The sequence below is a fragment of the Galenea microaerophila genome (genome assembly GCF_054657255.1).
In genome coordinates this window covers 134,928-153,730 of record NZ_BAAHWZ010000002.1, presented here as the reverse complement: position 1 = coordinate 153,730, position 18,803 = coordinate 134,928, and the positions used below count along the sequence as shown (strand labels likewise).

Here is an 18,803-nt window from a genome sequence, read left to right as displayed (position 1 = left end):
TTAACCGAAATAGGGCGGTGTGTCAGGGTCCGCCATCACGGTCTCTTTATCAATGGTGCCGGCAGCCAATTCACGCAAGGCAATAACGGTTGGTTTATCTTTATCTGGATCAACAGTGGGTTCTGCGCCATTTGCAATTTGACGGGCGCGTTTGGCTGCCAATAAAACCAGCTCAAAACGGTTCTCAACTTGATCTAAACAATCTTCGACAGTGACTCTCGCCATAGAAAATACCTCATAAAAAATTAGGGGAAAGAGTTATTTTACAATATTTCACCCACTTTCTGGGAATTACTGTTTAAGCTGTTGCAAAATCTGTTGCTGCACCGCTTCAATCGATTGGGTGCCGTCCACATGAATGTATTTAAGGTGTGGATTTTGCTCAGCCTCTTTGCGGTAATAGTCGATTAAGGGTTGGGTTTGTTCATGGTAGACTTTCAATCGATCGAGCACAACTTCAGGTTGATCATCTTCGCGCTGAATCAGTGGCTCACCGGTGATATCGTCTTTGCCCTCCTCTTTAGGGGGATTATAGATCACATGATAGGTGCGGCCAGAAGCGGGATGCACGCGACGTCCGCTCATGCGCTTCACAATCTCTTCATCGGGCACATCAATTTCAATCACTGCATCAATATCGACGCCGGCGGCTTTCAAGGCATCCGCTTGCGCAAGGGTGCGCGGAAAACCATCTAATAAAAAGCCATTTTGGCAATCGGGTTGCGCAATGCGCGCTTTGACGAGATCAATAATGACATCATCTGGCACCAATTGACCCGCATCCATATAGGCTTTGGCTTTTTTTCCTAAATCAGTGCCCTCTTTAATGGCTACTCGCAGCATATCGCCGGTTGAGATTTGTGGAATACTGAAAGTTTTTGTCAAAAATTGGGCTTGAGTGCCTTTGCCTGCACCGGGGGGGCCTAAAAGAATGATACGCATCCATTGTCTCCTTTAAAGTCGTGATGAGGGTATTTTAGCAAAGATCGGTAAGGGGGATTTAAAAACAGAGAATCGCTTCGATCAATTTGCACTGTATGCAGGCAGTAACGGTTATGCGATTAATGTTTGCATCATGCGTAGGCATTGTTGAGCGTAGTGGCCGCCGAAGAGGTTGTAGTGGTTGAGCAGGTGGTAGAGTTGATAGAGAGGCCGTCGTTGTGGATAGCCGTCATCGATCGGAAAAACTTGATGATACCCTTCATAGAAAGCGGGAGAGAAACCGCCAAAAAGTTCTGTCATGGCGAGGTCGGTTTCACGGTCACCATAGTAGCAAGCTGGGTCAAAGATAACCGGTTCGCCATCGATGAGGAAGGCACTGTTGCCGCTCCAGAGGTCGCCGTGGAGAAGAGACGGGCTAGGTGAGTAATGTGTAAAAAATTTGGGTAAGCAAGCCAGCAGCTGTTCACCAAGGGTTAATAGTTGGTTTGGAGCGCCTTTTTGTTTGGCCAGTTCCAGTTGCGGCTTAAGCCGCTGTTCGCCATAGAAACGGATCCAATCTTCATGCCAATCGTTGTATTGTGGGGTGTGGCCGATAAAGTTGTCTTGGTGCCAGCCAAAGCGTTGCTCAGGATTTAAAGTGTGGTGCAGCATGGCAATGGCTTGGCCGCGTTGAAAGTCCTCCCCATGAGTGGATAAGGGGAGGTAGGTCATCAGAAGCCAGGCGTGTTCTGTGGCAGTCGAACAGCCAAATCCTAAGGGCTTGGGACAGACAAGGGTTTGGCTCTGTTCGATGGCGCTTAAACTGTCAGCTTCTGCCTTAAATAGAGGCAAAGCGCTCGCTTTATTCAGTTTTAGAAAATAGTCACCCTCTGGCATGTGCAGATGGTAGGCTTGATGAATATCGCCACCGTGAACAGATTTCAAGGCAGTGGTATGGCTGACGGCTATACCAGTCGTTGCTTGAATCTCTGAGAGAAGGGGTGGCCAGTCCATCATCATCACGGTTAATGTAGCTGGTTGCGTTGTTTTACAAAATAGATAAACTCTTCCAATGGCAAAGGCTTGCTGTAATAGTAGCCTTGCACTTCATCACAATTGAGCATTTTCAGATGTTCAATCTGTGCTTCGGTTTCGACCCCTTCTGCAATGGCAATGGAGCCTAAAGCGTGCGCCATTTCTGCCATGGCACGAACCAGAGCGGCATCTTTCGGTTGCTGAATGTGGTCAATAAAGCTTTTATCGATTTTGAGTTTATTGACAGAGAACTGCTTGAGATAGTTAAAAGAGGAGTAGCCGGTACCAAAATCATCAATGGCCACTTTGCAACCGTGATTTTGTAAAGTTTTTAAGGTGTTTTGAACACTATAGAGGTTTTCCATTAAGACACTTTCGGTCACCTCAAGTTCGAGATATTCTGGTGAGTAGTGATAGGTCTCTAAGGTGTCTAAGATGTAGTCGTTTAGCTGCTCATCGTTAAATTGAATCCCTGAAAGGTTAATGGCCACTCGGAGAGGATGATCTAATTGTTTGAGTGCTTGACTGAAGGACTGAATCACATGACGGATGATCCAACGACCCACGGGGATCATTAGATCGCTGGACTCTAAAATGGAGATAAATTTGAATGGAGGAACCAGCTCGCCATCAGACTTTTGCCAGCGAATCAAACTTTCAGCGCCAACTACTCGACCTGTCGTTAGATCGATTTGAGGCTGATAGTACATGACAAACTCTTCATTGTGTAAAGCGTCAGCGAGTTGTCGCTCAGTTTGATGGCGTTTGGCCACTTCATCTTGCATGCGTGATTCATAAAAGACCACATTCTCTTTTGTATTTTTCTTGGCTTGGTGCAGCGCAATATCGGCTTGGCGCAGCCATTGCGTCGCCGACTCATGCGAATTAGCAGATAATAGAGTGATGCCCATATTGTAATTGAGCGTAAGTTTTTCTTGATGAATGAATAGGGGGCGCTTAAAGAGTTGTTTAATGCTTTCTTGGAGTTTAAAAATCGCCTGCTCTCTTTCGGCTTCGCTGGCAAATGCCACAAAGAGAGCAAATTCATCGGAACTGATGCGGCTCACCAAAGAGAGTGGTGCCATAGTTCTTTTCTCTAAGGCACTTAAGCGAAGTGCAATTTGTTTAAGAATTTCATCCCCTGCTTCAGTGCCTAAAGCTTCATTGAAGCGTTTAAAGCCAGCAATATTGATTAAAAAAAGTGCACCCAAAAGGGAGGTTTGTTTAAATTTCCCGAGTAGGGTTTTGAGATGATCTCGATTAGGTAGGTGGGTCAGCGGATCATAGAGTTTTAAATGTTCGATCTGATTTTGGGCTTCCATTTCAAAGCTGCGGTCAATAATATGCCCAATATAATGAGTGATGTCTCCTTGCTCATTTAAGACGGCGCTTATAGTGATTTTACAAAACAGGGGATGTTTGTCTTTGCGGCAAGTCCAAACATCGCCTTCCCAAACATCCGACTGCTTCAGTTGCTGCATCGCTTTATCAAAGCGTTGTGCACAGTTATCCCGTTTAGCAAGGAGTATCCGAGGGGTTTTTCCAATCAGCTCTGCCTGTTTAAAGCCAAAAAGTTTTTCCGCAGCATGATTGATGCGCATAATTTTTTGCTGACCATCGGTAATCATAATCGCTTCTTGGGATTCAAAAGTGATGGCGGCTATTTTGAGCTCTCGTTGTAATGCCTCTTGTTTCTGTTCCAACAGCATTTTATGCAGCGCTAATTCAATATCTTCAACCAGCTCTTGGATGAGTTTATCCGTTTCTGGATCAAAAAATGCAAGTTCGGTACTGAAAAGAAACAGCATGGCAAACTGTTTACCTTCTAGATGGATCGGATAGATCGCCATTGAACGAATGCCCCATTGGCGGATAACTTGATAGTAGGGAGAATTTCGCTTCTGATGGATATAATCTTGTATTAAAACGCGTTCATCTTTCTGGTAAACCAAGTCTGCAAGAATATGGCTTTGTTTATAGTTGCCAGTGAGTTGTATTTTTTGCTGTAAAATGGTTGTTCTTCCGATGCCTGAAATCGCCACAGGTTTAAGAGCACCCTTGGCATCCATTTCACCAATCCAGCAGGAATCGGTTTTAACAAAGTGATGTAAATTATCCGTCACTTTCTGAAATAGAGCATGGGGGTCTGTGATTTGAGTAATGGCTTGATTGGTCTCACTGAGTGCGTGATAGAGACGGGTGCGCTTCTCTAAGGCGTTTAAAGAGTGAGATAGTTCCAAGTTCGTTTTTCGAATACGAATGAGGAAAAGCCAAATGAGATAGAGCAGCAGTGCACCGAGGGTAAAGAAAAAGTAGGTGATCCATTGATTACGCTTCAACAGGGTTAAAATTTGTTGAGCGTAGTCTTTATACAGTTGCTGAATTTGCTGGTTGAGATGGAGCTGTGATAATAACGTTTCTGACTGTTGAAAGGTCGTAGAAGATTGATTGAGGATTTTGAGATGTTGAACGAGTAAGGGGCAATGCTGGGCAATGGGACTTTTTGCGGCTTGTTGATAAAGGGGTTTAAGCGCCGCACCTACGGCTAACTGTGAAAGGAGGTTATCCAGCTCAGATGCAGAGACGCCGGTTTGCTGACGACATTCGGCTATGATTTGCGGTAGTGCTTGAAAAGAGTTGGTATAGGTTGCTGAGGCAGCAATTAAATGATGTAAGAGAGAGTCTTGGGTCTGCAGAGCCTTTTCAAAGGTTTGAATCTTTCCGTTTAAGGCAGGAAAACCCGATAATTCACGCTTTAATTGCGCGACCTCTGTGTGTAGCTGTGCTTGGTGAAGGCGAATGGTGTCATAATTAAAGTCTTGTTGCTTAAAGAGGCGGAGCTCTGCCTGTTTAAGGTGTGCATTTTCTTCGAATAGATTAAAAAAGGTTTGATGCACTTGAATTTGTTTTTCTAGCTGTTGTGTTTGCCGATCAAAATAGAGAATGACGGCCATTAAAAAAGCGCTTAAAAGTAAAAGAAGCCATTTTAATAAACGTGTGCGTTTCGTTATCATTTGAGTGGCCTTCCCTGATACTGACCCGTTAAAGTATTTAGAAAGGCTTCAATTTGGCTAACTGCTTGATCAGTGATCTGAATCCCCAACTGGCGTTCAGCCATTAACTGGATGGCTTTCTTTAAAGTTGGAACGGAACCATCATGAAAGTAGGGCGCGGTGAGCACCACATTACGTAGGCTGGGAACCTTTAAAAATCCTTTATCCATTGGATTATGGGTGACAGCGTATCGTCCATCCCATCTGTTTAAAGCACCATCAGCTTTGCCAAGCGGTTTAAAGACGCCAGCCTTTTGGAATAGATTGCCGCCAATATTAATGCCATTGTGACAAGCGATACAGCCATAAGATTGAAACAGGTGATAGCCTTGCTTCGCTTGCTTAGAAATGGCCTTTTCATTCCCTTTTAAATAACGATCAAAAGGACTATTCGGCGTCAGCAGTGTGCGCTCATATTGGGCGATGGCATAGGTAATGGTGGCTTTGGTCATCCCTTGTTGCGGAAAGACCTGTTGAAATGCACTTTGATAATCCGGCAATTGTTTGAGTTTGTTAATGAGAGAGGGCCAATTTGGATTGCCCATTTCAACAGGGTTAAGGAGAGAACCTTCAGCTTGTTGTGCTAAATCTTCGGCCCGACCATCCCAAAACTGCGCGATATTAAATACTGCATTAAACACCGGCAGCGAATTGAACATGTTTTTTTGCCCATTCTCCCCAATAGAAACCGGTTTATTGTCAGTACCACCATAAGCGAAAATGTGACAGCTCACGCAGGCAATGCGATTGGTCGTAGAGAGTCTAGGATCAAAAAATAATTTTTTGCCGAGTTGGCTCTGTTGAGGATCAACAGGTAAAGCGTCAGGAATGGGAATAATGGTTTGTGATTGGCGGTCAACCCCGGCTTTTTGGTAGGCTTGTATAAGTAATGCTTCATCACTGATATAGTGCGGAAGTTGCTCAATCGCTATCTCTTCATTTTTTTGTGTTAATTGACAGCCGCTTAGACTCAAAATGAGGACTAGGCTGATGAGATTAACCAAAAATTTGAAGTGATTGAGTTTCATATATACATGATCCTCTTTTAGTGCGTGAATTACAAGTCCGTTTCTCCCTTGACTCGGTTCCGTCCGTCTTTTTTGGCCAAATATAGGGCTTTATCTACTCTTTCAAATAGCGTTTCTTCCGTTTCCCCCATTCGATAGATGGCGATGCCAATTGAGACAGTCAGGCGAAGTCGTTGATTTTGACTTATGACTTTTAAGGCACTCTGTTCAATTTTTTTGCGAATGGTATTGGCCACCTTAAGCGCTGCACTATAGCCGGTGTTAGGTAATATGACGATAAACTCTTCCCCTCCAATGCGTGCAATATAATCGCGTCCTTTTGTCTCTCGATAAAGCACTTTGGCCAGATAGCGTAAAACGCCATCCCCCACTCGGTGGCCATAGGTGTCATTAATCTGTTTAAAATGATCAATATCTATGAGTAATAAAGCAAAAGTTTGTCCTTGTTGATTGGCATACTCAATCGCATTTTCAATCATTCGGCGGTAGCCTCGAAGATTGGGGATATTGGTCAGTTCATCGGTGCTGGCTAGGGTATTGGCATTGATTAGCTCGTTTTTTAATGATTGAATTTTATCGCGAGAATTTTCAATATTCTGCTGGAGTTGGCGTGTCTCCGCTTTTATGGCTGAAACGCCCTGCTCGATTATTGCTAGTTGTTTAGCCAGGTGAGGATCTAGGGGGTGCTGACGCGTTTTTTCTAAAGATCGATCAATTTTTTGTTGGTGTTGTTCGACATGTTCGAACCAAAGATCGATATCTTGCAGAATGGTATTAAGCTGCCCTTCGATTGTTTGCGTGGGCAGTAGTTTTTTTATTAATTTCAACCACAGCTCAGTAAAGAGCTTAAAGGCGATCTCATCATTATAGAGGTGCTGTTCGATGGCGTTTTCAATCTCTTTGGAGAAGTTTGGATCTATTTGGGCAATTTTTTCAAAAAATAGAGTGTAATGAATGGGGTTTGCATTGAGGTCGAGCTCTTGAATCTCAGCCAATGTTTGTTGCGCAATTTTCAAGGTTTCATAATTGGCTAAGTGATAACGGCTTACAGGCGAGGTGATCGGTTGTTTTTCTATTGCTGAGGCCCTGTCTTCAGTATTTTGACTCATAATGGTTAACTTGGTTGTTTTAAATTCAAATTAAGTTGTATTTGGATTTTAACATATCTAGATGGCCATTAAGTTTACTTATGAAGTTTTTTGGCTGAATGTCTTAATTAGGGGGGCTATTGAGTTAAGCCCACCAGCAGGACTGGGAATTTTAGAATTGAAAGGGGGTTAATCTTGAAAACGATTTTGCATCATATAGGATTTAAGAATGCCATAGGCGAGGGTGCCGAGCACTAAACCGACAAAGGCAAAAAAGGCGCCTAATTTTCCTTCCCCCATCATTGCCGGAATGGTCCCGGGGCAGGAAGCGGTCATGGCCCAGCCAATGCCAAATAAAAAAGCACCGGTAATCAGTCCTTTCTGATAAGGCTTTTTCACAAAATCGACCGCTTCTCCCGTGGCGACCGCATTGACCTTAAACACTTTCAAGAGGGTGACGCCAATCATGGCGGTGATCACGGCGGTTATAATCACAATCATCAGTTGAAAGTCCTGTAATAGAAACATTTTGGCATGAAAGTCATAGGTGGTCGCCCCCGCTTTACTCATCAAAAAGCCAAACAGAATACCGAATAGCCAGCCGAAGAGGTTATTGCGGTGGGCATGGATAAAGTTATAAAGGGTGAGCCAAAGCGATTTGAGCGCACCATATTGAGTTGAATGGGTTTTCATAAGAGCCTTGTCTAAGTGTTAAAGAGGAGTTGTGTGGTGATAAAGGCGCTCATAAAGAAGACAGCGCCTGCAAGCAGACTGGGAGGGTTGAGCATTGCACCACCGACCAAGGCGTGTCCAGTGGTACAAGCACCAGCTAAGCGCGCCCCAAAACCGAGTAAAAATCCCCCAAAGATAAGCCAAAGTGCCAGACCTGCGAGGGTTTGAGGGAAAATGGTTTTATACATGCCATAGTCAAAAGTCCAGTGCCATTCACCAGGTGAGGTCATGGCGCTTAAAAAGCCGCCAATCGGGATGCCGAGCAAGAACCAAAGACGGGGATTAAATAAATTCTGGTATTCTCCCGTATGGAAGTATTGAATGCGTCTGCTAATCAGGCCGCAAAAATTGCCATAACCTGTTGAGCAACCGGCCGGTTTACCAATTAACCAGAAGTGCAAAATGACAAATAGGCCAATGGCAAAGCCAGCAAGATAAGGAGACCAGACTTCAATGGTCATGAGACGTTACCTGTTAGATAAATTCGATAGTCACTATTTTCGGTACGCACTGAATTGAAGTCAAAAAGAAACTTTTTCTATATCGATAAGCTTTATTTATGTGTCATTCGTTTTTTTAATGGTGATTAAGGCGCGCCCATTGTGCGCCCCATCAGTAAACATTTAAGCCTTTTTTAGCCGTAGAACCATCTCGTGCAAAGGTCTCTTTTACACTTTTTAAGTGGCAAAATCTTCTGGATCATAGCCTAAGTTAGGTGCAAGCCATTTCTCAGCTTCAGCGATGCTCCAACCTTTACGTCGTGCATAATCTTCGACTTGGTCACGACCAATTGAGCCCACGCCAAAATAGCGAGATTTAGGATGGGAGAAATAGGTGCCGGAAACGGCTGCAGTGGGGGTCATCGCATAGCTGGAGGTGAGCGCTAATCCAATGCGCGTATCGGGTTTGAGGATTTCCCATATAATGCCCTTTTCCGTATGGTCTGGGCAGGCGGGATAGCCGGCGGCAGGGCGGATGCCTTGATAGCGTTCTTTGATGAGGTCCTCATTGTCTAACTGTTCATCCGGTGCATAGCCCCAATCTTCCGTGCGCACTTTTTTATGTAAGACTTCAGCAAAAGCTTCAGCAAAGCGATCGGCCAAAGCTTTTAGCATAATCGCATTGTAGTCGTCGTGTTGCGCTTCAAAGCGTGCAATGTGTTCTTCAATACCAATGCCCGCGGTACAGGCAAAGAGGCCAACATAGTCGGCAATGCCTGTCTCTTTTGGCGCGATAAAGTCTGACAAGCAGTTATTGGCACCACCGCGTTTTTTCTCTGATTGCTGTCGTAGATGGTGGAGCACATGAAAGACTTCGGTGCGGCTTTCATCCGTATAAAGCTCAATATCATCCACCACTCGGTTGGCGGGATAGAAGCCATAGACCGCTTTGGCGGTGAGCCATTTTTCATTGATAATCTGTTCGGCCATTTTTTGGGCGTCGGCAAACAGTTTACGTGCCTCGTCGCCAACGACTTTGTCATCTAAAATGCGTGGATAGAGTCCGTGTAGCTCCCATGCTTGAAAGAAGGGGGACCAGTCGAAGTGTTGATAGAGCGCTTCCAGCGGAAAATCTTCCAACACCCGTTCGCCTAAAAATTGAGGTTTGACCGGTTGATAGTCTTGCCACGCTTCTAAAGGGAGGGCTGGGTTTTCTCGCGCTTTATTAATGGGGATCCGTTTCACTTGTGAGGCACGCGCCTTACGCTCTTCCCGCAATTGCGCATATTCCGCTTTGACTTGCGCAGCAAAGTTCGCTTTTAAGTCATTGGAGATGAGGCTTTGAGCAACGCCTACGGCGCGCGAAGCGTCTTTGACATAGACGACAGGATGCTCATATTGCGGTTCAATTTTGACTGCTGTATGCGCTTTAGAAGTGGTTGCGCCGCCAATCAATAACGGCAAGGTCATTCCTCGGCGCTGCATCTCTTTGGCGACATTGACCATTTCATCTAAAGAGGGGGTGATCAGTCCAGAGAGCCCGATCACATTGGCCTTCTCTTTAATCGCGGTATCGATAATGGTTTCGGCTGGCACCATGACACCGAGATCAATAACTTCAAAATTGTTGCATTGCAGGACAATGCCTACAATGTTTTTGCCAATATCATGCACATCGCCTTTCACGGTGGCGAGTACAATTTTGCCTTGCTCCTGCCCTTCCACCTTCTCAGCCAGCAGATAGGGTTCTAAATAGGCAACGGCGCGTTTCATTACGCGGGCGGATTTGACCACTTGCGGCAGAAACATTTTGCCGGAACCAAACAGATCACCGACCACATTCATGCCTTCCATCAGCGGCCCTTCAATCACCGCAACGGGACTGCCCAATTTTTGATAGGCCTCTTCAGTGTCTTCCTCGATAAAATCAGCAATCCCTTTAACCAGTGCGTGTTCAATGCGTTTTTCAACCGGTTGATCTCGCCATTCGGTATCCGCTTCTTTGCCCGCGGCTGAGCCATCGCCTCGATATTTTTCTGCAATTTCTAAGAGACGTTCACCCGCTTCCGGATCGGTATTGAGAATCACATCCTCAACCGCCTTGCGCAGTTCTTCGGGGAGGTCGTCATAAATGGCCATCTGTCCGGCATTGACAATCCCCATGTCCATGCCGGCTTGAATGGCATGATAAAGAAAAACTGAATGAATCGCTTCTCGTACGACATTATTGCCGCGGAAAGAGAAGGAGACATTGGAGACGCCACCGGAGACTTTGGCGCCTGGCAGGTTTTGTTTAATCCAGCGTGTGGCGTTGATAAAGTCCATTGCATAGTTGTTGTGTTCTTCAATCCCAGTCGCTACAGCAAAAATATTGGGGTCAAAGATAATGTCATTGGGATCAAAACCGACTTGATCTACCAAAATCCGGTAGGAGCGTTCGCAGATCTCAATTTTGCGTTCGTAGGTGTCCGCCTGCCCAACTTCATCAAACGCCATCACCACCGCCGCTGCGCCATAGGCTTTGACCTTTTTTGCGTACTCGATAAAGGGCGCTTCCCCCTCTTTGAGGGAGATGGAGTTGACAATGCCTTTGCCCTGAATGCATTTCAATCCGGCTTCAATCACCTCCCATTTGGAGGAATCAATCATAATGGGCGCGCGTGCGGCTTCCGGTTCTGCTGCCAAGAGGTTGAGGAATTTGACCATGCACGCTTTGCTGTCGAGCATGCCTTCATCCATATTGACATCGATCAATTGCGCGCCATCTTGCACCTGCTTGACGGCAATCTCAATCGCTTCGTCAAAGTTGTCTTCAATAATTAAGCGCTTAAATTTAGCCGAGCCGGTCACATTGTTGCGTTCACCCACATTGACAAATAGGCTCTGGTCATCAATATTGAGTGGTTCCAGTCCTGATAAGCGACAGGCAGGAGGGATGTCGGGCAGAGGTCTAGGGGGGTGAGCCAAACAGACATCCGCCATTGCTTTCACGTGCTCGGGGGTGGTGCCGCAACAGCCGCCAATCATATTCACCCAACCGTTTTCCGCCCACAGTTGCACTTCGGAGGCCATCTGTTCGGGCGTTTCGTCGTACTCGCCAAACTCATTGGGCAAGCCAGCATTGGGGTGCACGGAGATATAGGTTTCACAAATTTGACTGAGCGTTTGCACATAGGGACGTAACTCTTCAGGGCCTAAAGCGCAGTTCAAACCGACGGTGAGCGGTTGTGCATGGCGAATGGCGTTATAAAACGCTTCGGTGGTTTGGCCGGAAAGGGTGCGTCCGGAAGCATCTGTAATGGTGCCAGATATTTGGATGGGCACTTCAATGCCCAGTTCTTTTTCTACAGACTGTACTGCATAAATAGCGGCTTTGGCATTGAGGGTATCAAAAATGGTTTCAATGAGAATGGTGTCTGCACCGCCCTCCAATAGGGCACGTGTCGCTTGTTGATAAGCCGTCACCAGATCATCAAAGGTGATATTACGAAACCCTGGATCATTGACATCTGGAGACATGGAGCAGGTGCGGTTGGTGGGTCCCAGCACGCCAGTGACAAAACGCGGTTTGCCATCTTCTTGAGCCGCTTGGTCGGCAGCTTGTCGAGCCACGCGCGCCGCTTCAAAATTGATTTCGGAGACCAAGTCCTCCATTTCGTAATCGGCTTGCGCAATGGTGGTGGCATTGAAAGAGTTGGTCTCAATGACATCGACGCCTTGGCGCAAGAAGCTAAGATGAATGTTTTTAATTAGATCGGGTTGGGTGATGACCAATAGATCATTATTTCCCTTAATATCCACCGGCCAATTAGCAAAGCGCTCGCCGCGAAAATCTTCTTCGCTGAGTTTGAGGTTTTGAATCATTGTCCCCATGGCGCCATCTAGCACCACCACACGTTCGGCAAAGAGGGCTTTCAGTTGTTGCAGACGCTGTTGGCGTTCAGGGGTTTGATAGGCAAGGGAGGATGAAGGGGTTGTTTGTGTCATAGTTTCCGGCATCATTAAGTTTTAAAGCGCTATTTTACTCGATTCTTGGTAATAAGACATGAGGGGTTATAATAGAGACCTTTGCACGAGATGGTTCTACGGCTAAAAATGGCTAAAATTTCCCCTATCGTTGTTGGAAAACTTGGCAATAGAGTTGGCTATTCCCTGCGTTTACCGCCTAGATAGGGAAAATTTTTGCTCATTTTTAGCTCGCATCCCACTCATGCAAAGGTCTCAGGGATTTTTTGAAAAAGGACTTTTTTCGTGTTGTGTCAGGTTTTTCCAGAGCAGTATCAAGCACAGCTTGAACAGAAACAGCAGCGGTTGCAGCGTTTACTTGGCGAGTTGCCCCAATTTTCCTGTTTTCCTTCCTCGCCTGAACATTATCGGCAGCGTGCTGAATTTCGTGTTTGGCATGAAGGGGACGCCCTGGATTATATTATGTTTGATCCAGAGAGTAAGCAGCGGGTAAAGATTGTAGATTGCCCGATGGCGGATCGTAAAATCAGTCAACTGATGCCACAGCTGTTGAATGCGATTAAAGCCGTGCCTGTTTTGAGAGAAAAACTGTTTCAAATCGATTTTTTAACGACTTTAAGTGGTGAAATGTTGGTGACGCTGATCTATAAAAAGCCGATTGCCGAAAATGAAGCATGGCAAGCGGCGGCGAATGGGTTGCGAGAGCGTTTGCCGATCACTCATATTATCGGTCGGGCGCGCAAGCAGAAAGTGGTGCTAGACCATGATTATGTGATTGAACAGCTGCAAGTAGATGGTCAGACCTTTATTTATCAACAGGTGGAGAACAGCTTTACCCAGCCGAATGCGGTGATGGCGCAAAATATGTTGCATTGGGCGCGTAAGGTGACACGCGACAGTGCGGGAGATTTGATTGAGCTCTATTGCGGGAATGGTCACTTTTCGATTGCCCTGGCGGAAAACTTTCAGCGAGTGTTGGCAACGGAGATTTCTAAAACTTCGGTGCATTCGGCGCAGTTTAATTTGCAAGCCAACCAAGTGGAGAATGTCACCATTATAAAGATGGCGGCTGAAGAGGTGTCTCAAGCGTTGCAGGGCAAACCCTTTAAGCGTTTGCAACAGCAAGGTATCCAGCTTGCCGATTATGATTTTTCGACCATTTTGGTCGATCCACCGCGTGCAGGGTTGGATGCGTTAACTCGGCAGATGGCGGCAGAATTTGCGCAGATTGTTTATATCTCTTGCAATCCAGAGACTTTGCAGCGCGATTTGCAAGTTTTGACCCAAACGCATAAAGTGGTGGAAACGGCGCTATTTGATCAATTCCCCTATACGCATCACATAGAATCGGGTGTGTTTTTACAGCGGAAAAGCGCATGAGCCGTGTACAATCGGTCTGCAAGGGGGGTAGGCGATGGTGCAGCCGTTGAGGCAAAGAGAGAGAGCATGAGTGAATCTATATTGACAAAAAAAGAGAAACGAAAAAATTGGATTCAGCCCCCGAAGGCGATTTTAAAGCCAGTCGGGAGGGCGATTGCACAATTTCAGATGATTCAACCCGGCGATCGCATTTTATTGGGTTTGTCGGGCGGCAAGGACTCTTTAACACTTTTAGTCGTGTTGAAGCATCTACAGCGCCACAGTCCGGTTAAATTTGACCTCGCCGCCTGTACCATTGATCCAGAAATTCCCGGCTTTGATCCTTCTCCCTTAAAAGCTTGGGTGGAGAAGCTGGAGATTCCCTATTTTTATGAGTCGGAAGATTTGGTTGCTTTGGCAGATAAGCATATGAAAGGAAATTCTTTTTGCAGTTTTTGTGCGCGGCAAAAGCGCGGTAAACTGTATACAGTCTGTCGTCGAGAAGGTTACAATGTGTTGGCCTTGGCACAGCATTTGGATGATTTGGCAGAGAGTTTTTTAATGAGTGCTTTTCATGCAGGCGAGCTACGCACGATGAAAGCGCACTATCTAAATAATGAGGGGGATATTCGCATTATTCGGCCACTGGTGCGCGTGCGGGAGAATCAAACACGGGATTTTGCGCAAGCGGCGGAGCTGCCGGTGATTCCGGATAACTGTCCCGCCTGCTATGAAAAACCGCAGGCGCGTGCGCATATGAAACAGCTATTATTGACGGAAGAGCAGCGTAATTCGCATCTTTATGCCAATTTGTGGCACGCCATGCAGCCTTTGATTGCGGATGACAATCATCAAGGCGCGTTTTTAGATGTGGGAGCCAAGCCAGAAAAATGAGCGTGCAAGCGAAGCTGCTGATCGGTTTTTTTAAAGGCTTAAGCAAGCTGAGTTTACGGCAAGCGCATACCGTTGGAGCGGTTATCGGTGGGGGGCTGGCTTTGCTACCAGAAGCGTGGTGTAGCCCGAAAAGAGTGACCCGCATTAACTTAGAGGTCGCTTTTCCAGAGCTCACTCAGCAAGAGAGAAGACAGCTGGTGCGACAAAGTCTAATCGAGCTAGGGAAAACCGCGGCGGAGTTGGGGCCGGTGTGGCTAAAACCATTAGAGACGGTGCAAAGCTGGATTCATCCGCCGCAAAATGAGGCCTTATTTGAAGCGGCACGGCAAAAAGGGAAAGGGGTGATTGTGTTGATGCCGCATTTAGGGTGTTGGGAAGCGATAGCGGCCTATTTGGCACCGATTGAGAAGATCACTTATCTTTATCGTCCCCCTGACTTAGCGGAGATAGAGGATTTTATGGTAAGGGTGCGTTCCCGCGCAGGTGCGAATTTGGTACCAACCAATGTCAAGGGGGTGATGGCTCTGACGCGCGCTTTGAAACGGGGCGAATTTGTAGGGATTTTACCCGACCAGGATCCCGGCGAAGTCGGCAGTGTCTATGCGCCTTTTTTTGGGCATCCTGCACGTACCATGACACTGGTTTCTAAATTGATACAAAAAACGGACTGTGAAGTGCTGTTTTTAAGTCTAAAGCGTTTGCGCAAAGGGCAAGGGTTTCAACCAGTTTGGCAAGCGGCGCCAGAAGGTCTGGCTGATCGGGATGAAATCAAAGCGGCAAGTGCGCTAAACTTGGGGGTCGCGCAGTTGGTGCGACAATTTCCAGCGCAATATCAGTGGGAATATAAACGCTTTCGCCACCCACCTATGGGAGTGGCCGATATTTACCGAAAAGAGAGGGGCAAATGAGCGTCTGGTATCAACAAGGCAATCGACGGCGTTTTCACCGTATAGATATGCCAATCAAGCTGTTGGTTTTGCCTAAAGAACGACCGCAAGGAAAGCCGATTTTTCATTGGGGAATCGATTATTTTCCGCCCTCTGTTGAGGTGGAGATGCGAAATTGTCGTCAGTTACTCAAAGAGCATATCGACCAGATTCAAGCGCATCAAGATTTAATGCAGGCGCTTTTTTTTGAAGCGATGGCGCAAATTGAATTTTTTGGTGAATTAACACGCTTGATCGCCTTAGGCGAGCATCCCCTTTGCCAAGCGCAAAATCTTCATAAATTTAAAAGTTTCTTTCAAGGATTTGACCGTCTACAAACGATTTTTGAACTCGCACCGCGAACCTACGAACTGTTCAAACAGATTGAAGATAAAAATAAACAGATGCTACAAGCGGTCTACCGCGTTTTACATAAAGCCTCTTCGAGTAAAATAACAGCCTGTTTACCCAGCGATTTTAAGATCGATCAGAGTATGGCGTCTTTACATTCTAATAACTCTAATAGCGCTCAGTATACCCCGCTTAAAGAGGCTTTAATTAAGCTAGTCGATTATCAGAACTTATATTATCGGGCTTGGCGGGAGATGATGTTGGATCTGCAATGGGAACGACCACCTAAGAAGTGGCAGGAACAGATGGTGAATATCAGTACTGGGGGCATGGCATTGATGATGCCAAAGCGTTTTCCGCCACTTTCTCATGTGAATCTAAAGCTCTATTTTCCCAGAATAGGAGTGTTGGAATTTGAAGGCAGAGTGGTAATGCAGAAGTCAATGCCTAAAGAAGGGAAAGAGCGAATCGCGGTCAATTTTGAGTTTCCAACACAAGCGCAACAGATCGCGTTGCGTACAGAGATGGAGCTGTTTGAGTTGCAATCTGCAGTGGAGGTGTTTGCTTGATTGGTGTTGAAGAGATAGGGGAAGTGGGGTTTATGAATGCCTTGCCGCACAAAGATCGTCCGGCGGCAGCCTATTTGATCAACCAGTTTGAGCTGGTGGATTTAGTGGATATTTTTTTTAATGGACCGACTTTGCAATTACAGCAGTCGTATTCTCTGCCCGCAGACCATTGGCAGCAGGTGATTCATTCGGTTTTGCTAACGCGCTTAACAATGTTTCATCCTAATCGGCAATACCCTAAACAGTACCAAAAATTTATACTGAATTTGGCTTTTAAAGCTTACAGCCGCCTTTATCCAGAAGCAGAGCTCAAAATGGGAGAGATCGCGGCGCATGCTGAAAGAGAAACGCCCTTTTTTAGTCAGTGGTTTAAACAGTTACTGGCCTTATATCAACAACAATAGCCGCTACTTTTTGCCTACCCACCAGGCATAGCGGTGGGCGAGAGCGTCTTCATCTATCAGCCAACCTTCGCCATACACTTGAGTGGTCAGTTTTGCAAAAGCTTGGGGCAGTTCGCCGCTTTGTAGATAAAAGTCCGGGTTTTGCGGCGCATTGGGCTGCACTGGCGCTAAAAAAGTCTGGTAAAAGAGCACCCCATTAGGCTTGAGGGCTTGCTCTATTTGTGGAAAAAGTGCTCGATGCAGATAGCGGCTGACCACAATGACATCAAATTGTTGAAAAGGGAAGAGCATCTGTTCAAAATCGGTAATCACCGCTTTAATGGGGAGTTTTTGTACAGCGGCGATATTATTCAGATGGGTTAGCGCAACTTCTGAAATATCCCATGCTTCGACCTTTAAACCACAACGCGCCATAAACAGTGCATTGCCGCCTAAGCCACAGGCCAAGTCCAACCCTTTCCCCTTTAAGGGTAAAAATTCCGCATGCTGCTTGAGCACCCAGGCAGGACTGGGGATTTTGGCATTTGGATCGTTTTTTTCCAGTTGCGTTTGATATTTGCGATCCCATTTATGTGCAGTTGGCATTTAGCGTCTCCAGAAAGCGGGGGCAAAGAGCACCAATAGTGTAAAGATTTCAAGTCGACCCAGCAACATGGTAAAGGTCAGAACCCATTTGACAGGATCACTGACTTGTTGGAAATTGGCAGCCACTTGACCTAAACCAGGCCCTAGGTTATTGAGCATCGCGGCGACAGCCGAAAAGGCGGTGACTTGATCCAATCCCAAGGCCATTAAAATAAGGGTGAGGGTGCCAACGCTGATCACATAAAGAGAGAAGAAGCCCCAAACGGCATTAATAACTCGAGGGGGCACAGCTTTTCCATTGAGACGCACTGTGAGAATGGCATTTGGATGCAGCAGTTGACTAATTTCACGCACCCCTTGTTTCCAAATGAGCAAGGCACGAATCACCTTCATCCCCCCACCGGTTGACCCTGCACTGGCACCGATAAAACTGAGCATAATTAAAAACATGGGCACAAAAGCGGGCCAATGCGCAAAATCTGCGGTGGCAAAACCGGTGGTGGTGGCGATGGAGACCGTTTGAAAGGCGCCGTATCGCAAGGCTTCACCCCAGGTGGGATAAACTTGGTTAAAGTAGAGGTAGGCGGTTACCACGAAGGTCGCTCCGAGTAATAACAAACTATAGGTGCGCGCTTCGGGGTCTAGGCGGTAAGGAGAAAAACTCAAATGTCGCCAGGCGGTGAAATGGAGCGCAAAGTTAATCCCCGCCAGATACATAAAGAGAATGGCAATCGCATCAACTTGGGGATTATTGAAATAGCCGAGGCTGGCATCATGAGTGGAGAAGCCACCAATCGCGACGGTGGAAAAGCTGTGCGCCAAGGCATCAAACCAAGGCATGCCGGCCCAGCGATAGCCCAAGGCGCAGGCCAAGGTGAGGCCGAGATAGATATACCATAAGGCTTTGGCAGTTTCAGAGATACGAGGGGCCAGTTTGGCATCTTTGACCGGACCGGGCGTTTCCGCTTTATAGAGCTGCATGCCGCCGATGCCCAGCATGGGGAGGATGGCAACCGCTAAGACGATAATCCCCAACCCCCCCATCCATTGGAGCTGTTGACGATACCAGAGAAAGCTATGAGGCAGATTGTCTAAGCCAGTGAGGACCGTGGCGCCGGTGGTGGTCAGGCCAGAAAAAGATTCAAAAATGGCATCGGTGGGTGAAATCACAATACTGGGGTCAAGATAAAAGGGAATGGCCCCCATAAAGCCCAAAACGGTCCAGAACATGACGACAATAAAGAAACCGTCGCGTACCTTTAATTCTTGGACATAGTTATGCACTGGATACCAGAGTAGCAACCCTAAGCTAAAAAGCACCATCATGACGGTGATAAAAGCGGTTAGTCCGCCATTATGGTAAATGTATGCGACAATAACGGGCGGAAGCAAGGTGATGCTGAACAGCATCAGCAGCAGTCCTAAAATTTTTTGAATCAGTTTAAGGTGCAT

The 18,803-nt window shown here is 46.5% G+C and carries 16 protein-coding genes; 5 read left to right on the top strand and 11 right to left on the bottom strand.

The genetic code is table 11. The annotated features are described in order from the left end of the window. From rpoZ to metH, 9 genes are all read right to left on the bottom strand, one after another. On the bottom strand, positions 1-225 hold the full coding sequence (gene rpoZ, locus ACYQ05_RS06060; RefSeq protein WP_459819308.1) for a DNA-directed RNA polymerase subunit omega: 225 nt from the start codon (positions 223-225) through the stop codon (positions 1-3). A gap of 66 nt (positions 226-291) precedes the next feature. Further along, positions 292-942 (bottom strand): adenylate kinase, encoded by a 651-nt coding sequence (gene adk / locus ACYQ05_RS06055; RefSeq protein WP_459819306.1) that lies wholly within the window; start codon positions 940-942, stop codon positions 292-294. Positions 943-1,053: 111 nt separating this feature from the next. Beyond that, on the bottom strand, positions 1,054-1,941 hold the full coding sequence (locus tag ACYQ05_RS06050) for a fructosamine kinase family protein (RefSeq protein ID WP_459819304.1): 888 nt from the start codon (positions 1,939-1,941) through the stop codon (positions 1,054-1,056). Positions 1,942-1,946: 5 nt separating this feature from the next. Next, positions 1,947-4,970: an EAL domain-containing protein gene (locus tag ACYQ05_RS06045; protein WP_459819302.1), complete on the bottom strand. Its 3,024-nt coding sequence runs from the start codon at positions 4,968-4,970 to the stop codon at positions 1,947-1,949. Beyond that, complete coding sequence (locus tag ACYQ05_RS06040) at positions 4,967-6,037, bottom strand: cytochrome-c peroxidase (RefSeq protein WP_459819300.1); 1,071 nt, start codon at positions 6,035-6,037, stop codon at positions 4,967-4,969. Before ACYQ05_RS06040 ends, ACYQ05_RS06045 begins: the two co-directional genes overlap by 4 nt. 29 nt (positions 6,038-6,066) lie before the next feature. Next, positions 6,067-7,146, bottom strand: coding sequence for a GGDEF domain-containing protein (locus tag ACYQ05_RS06035; protein WP_459819298.1), 1,080 nt, complete (start codon positions 7,144-7,146; stop codon positions 6,067-6,069). A gap of 168 nt (positions 7,147-7,314) precedes the next feature. Continuing rightward, the gene (locus ACYQ05_RS06030; RefSeq protein WP_459819296.1) at positions 7,315-7,818 is read right to left on the bottom strand and encodes a YeeE/YedE thiosulfate transporter family protein; all 504 of its coding nucleotides are present in this window, start codon (positions 7,816-7,818) and stop codon (positions 7,315-7,317) included. An 11-nt stretch (positions 7,819-7,829) separates the two neighbouring features. Continuing rightward, positions 7,830-8,318 (bottom strand): YeeE/YedE family protein, encoded by a 489-nt coding sequence (locus tag ACYQ05_RS06025; protein ID WP_459819294.1) that lies wholly within the window; start codon positions 8,316-8,318, stop codon positions 7,830-7,832. Positions 8,319-8,534: 216 nt separating this feature from the next. After that, on the bottom strand, positions 8,535-12,284 hold the full coding sequence (gene metH, locus ACYQ05_RS06020; protein WP_459819292.1) for a methionine synthase: 3,750 nt from the start codon (positions 12,282-12,284) through the stop codon (positions 8,535-8,537). A gap of 264 nt (positions 12,285-12,548) precedes the next feature. On the opposite strand from metH, the gene trmA reads away from it, so the two are divergent. The 5 genes from trmA (at position 12,549) to ACYQ05_RS05995 (ending at position 16,766) form a co-directional block, all read left to right on the top strand. Continuing rightward, positions 12,549-13,643, top strand: a complete 1,095-nt coding sequence (gene trmA, locus ACYQ05_RS06015) for a tRNA (uridine(54)-C5)-methyltransferase TrmA (RefSeq protein ID WP_459819290.1) — start codon at positions 12,549-12,551, stop codon at positions 13,641-13,643. Between the two features lie 66 nt (positions 13,644-13,709). Continuing rightward, the gene (locus tag ACYQ05_RS06010; RefSeq protein WP_459819288.1) at positions 13,710-14,516 is read left to right on the top strand and encodes a tRNA 2-thiocytidine biosynthesis TtcA family protein; all 807 of its coding nucleotides are present in this window, start codon (positions 13,710-13,712) and stop codon (positions 14,514-14,516) included. Further along, positions 14,513-15,424 (top strand): lysophospholipid acyltransferase family protein, encoded by a 912-nt coding sequence (locus tag ACYQ05_RS06005; protein ID WP_459819286.1) that lies wholly within the window; start codon positions 14,513-14,515, stop codon positions 15,422-15,424. The genes ACYQ05_RS06010 and ACYQ05_RS06005 overlap by 4 nt, the downstream gene beginning before the upstream one ends. Continuing rightward, positions 15,421-16,362 carry a PilZ domain-containing protein gene (locus tag ACYQ05_RS06000; RefSeq protein WP_459819284.1) on the top strand — a complete coding sequence of 314 codons (942 nt, stop codon included), beginning with the start codon at positions 15,421-15,423 and terminating at the stop codon, positions 16,360-16,362. The genes ACYQ05_RS06005 and ACYQ05_RS06000 overlap by 4 nt, the downstream gene beginning before the upstream one ends. Beyond that, positions 16,359-16,766 carry a hypothetical protein gene (locus ACYQ05_RS05995; protein ID WP_459819282.1) on the top strand — a complete coding sequence of 136 codons (408 nt, stop codon included), beginning with the start codon at positions 16,359-16,361 and terminating at the stop codon, positions 16,764-16,766. The genes ACYQ05_RS06000 and ACYQ05_RS05995 overlap by 4 nt, the downstream gene beginning before the upstream one ends. Positions 16,767-16,769: 3 nt before the next feature. Here the strand turns inward: ACYQ05_RS05995 and ACYQ05_RS05990 are convergent, their stop codons facing one another. Further along, on the bottom strand, positions 16,770-17,351 hold the full coding sequence (locus ACYQ05_RS05990; RefSeq protein ID WP_459819280.1) for a class I SAM-dependent methyltransferase: 582 nt from the start codon (positions 17,349-17,351) through the stop codon (positions 16,770-16,772). After that, positions 17,352-18,803, bottom strand: a complete 1,452-nt coding sequence (locus tag ACYQ05_RS05985; protein ID WP_459820076.1) for a TrkH family potassium uptake protein — start codon at positions 18,801-18,803, stop codon at positions 17,352-17,354.

Excerpts from the sequence above, each read along its gene's own strand:
- rpoZ (WP_459819308.1), bottom strand. The coding sequence starts at position 225 with ATGGCGAGAGTCACTGTCGAAGATTGTTTAGATCAAGTTGAGAACCGT.
- adk (WP_459819306.1), bottom strand. The coding sequence starts at position 942 with ATGCGTATCATTCTTTTAGGCCCCCCCGGTGCAGGCAAAGGCACTCAA.
- ACYQ05_RS06050 (WP_459819304.1), bottom strand. The coding sequence starts at position 1,941 with ATGATGATGGACTGGCCACCCCTTCTCTCAGAGATTCAAGCAACGACT.
- ACYQ05_RS06045 (WP_459819302.1), bottom strand. The coding sequence starts at position 4,970 with ATGATAACGAAACGCACACGTTTATTAAAATGGCTTCTTTTACTTTTA.
- ACYQ05_RS06040 (WP_459819300.1), bottom strand. The coding sequence starts at position 6,037 with ATGAAACTCAATCACTTCAAATTTTTGGTTAATCTCATCAGCCTAGTC.
- ACYQ05_RS06035 (WP_459819298.1), bottom strand. The coding sequence starts at position 7,146 with ATGAGTCAAAATACTGAAGACAGGGCCTCAGCAATAGAAAAACAACCG.
- ACYQ05_RS06030 (WP_459819296.1), bottom strand. The coding sequence starts at position 7,818 with ATGAAAACCCATTCAACTCAATATGGTGCGCTCAAATCGCTTTGGCTC.
- ACYQ05_RS06025 (WP_459819294.1), bottom strand. The coding sequence starts at position 8,318 with ATGACCATTGAAGTCTGGTCTCCTTATCTTGCTGGCTTTGCCATTGGC.
- metH (WP_459819292.1), bottom strand. The coding sequence starts at position 12,284 with ATGACACAAACAACCCCTTCATCCTCCCTTGCCTATCAAACCCCTGAA.
- ACYQ05_RS06010 (WP_459819288.1), top strand. The coding sequence starts at position 13,710 with ATGAGTGAATCTATATTGACAAAAAAAGAGAAACGAAAAAATTGGATT.
- ACYQ05_RS06005 (WP_459819286.1), top strand. The coding sequence starts at position 14,513 with ATGAGCGTGCAAGCGAAGCTGCTGATCGGTTTTTTTAAAGGCTTAAGC.
- ACYQ05_RS06000 (WP_459819284.1), top strand. The coding sequence starts at position 15,421 with ATGAGCGTCTGGTATCAACAAGGCAATCGACGGCGTTTTCACCGTATA.
- ACYQ05_RS05990 (WP_459819280.1), bottom strand. The coding sequence starts at position 17,351 with ATGCCAACTGCACATAAATGGGATCGCAAATATCAAACGCAACTGGAA.
- ACYQ05_RS05985 (WP_459820076.1), bottom strand. The coding sequence starts at position 18,803 with ATGCACCTTAAACTGATTCAAAAAATTTTAGGACTGCTGCTGATGCTG.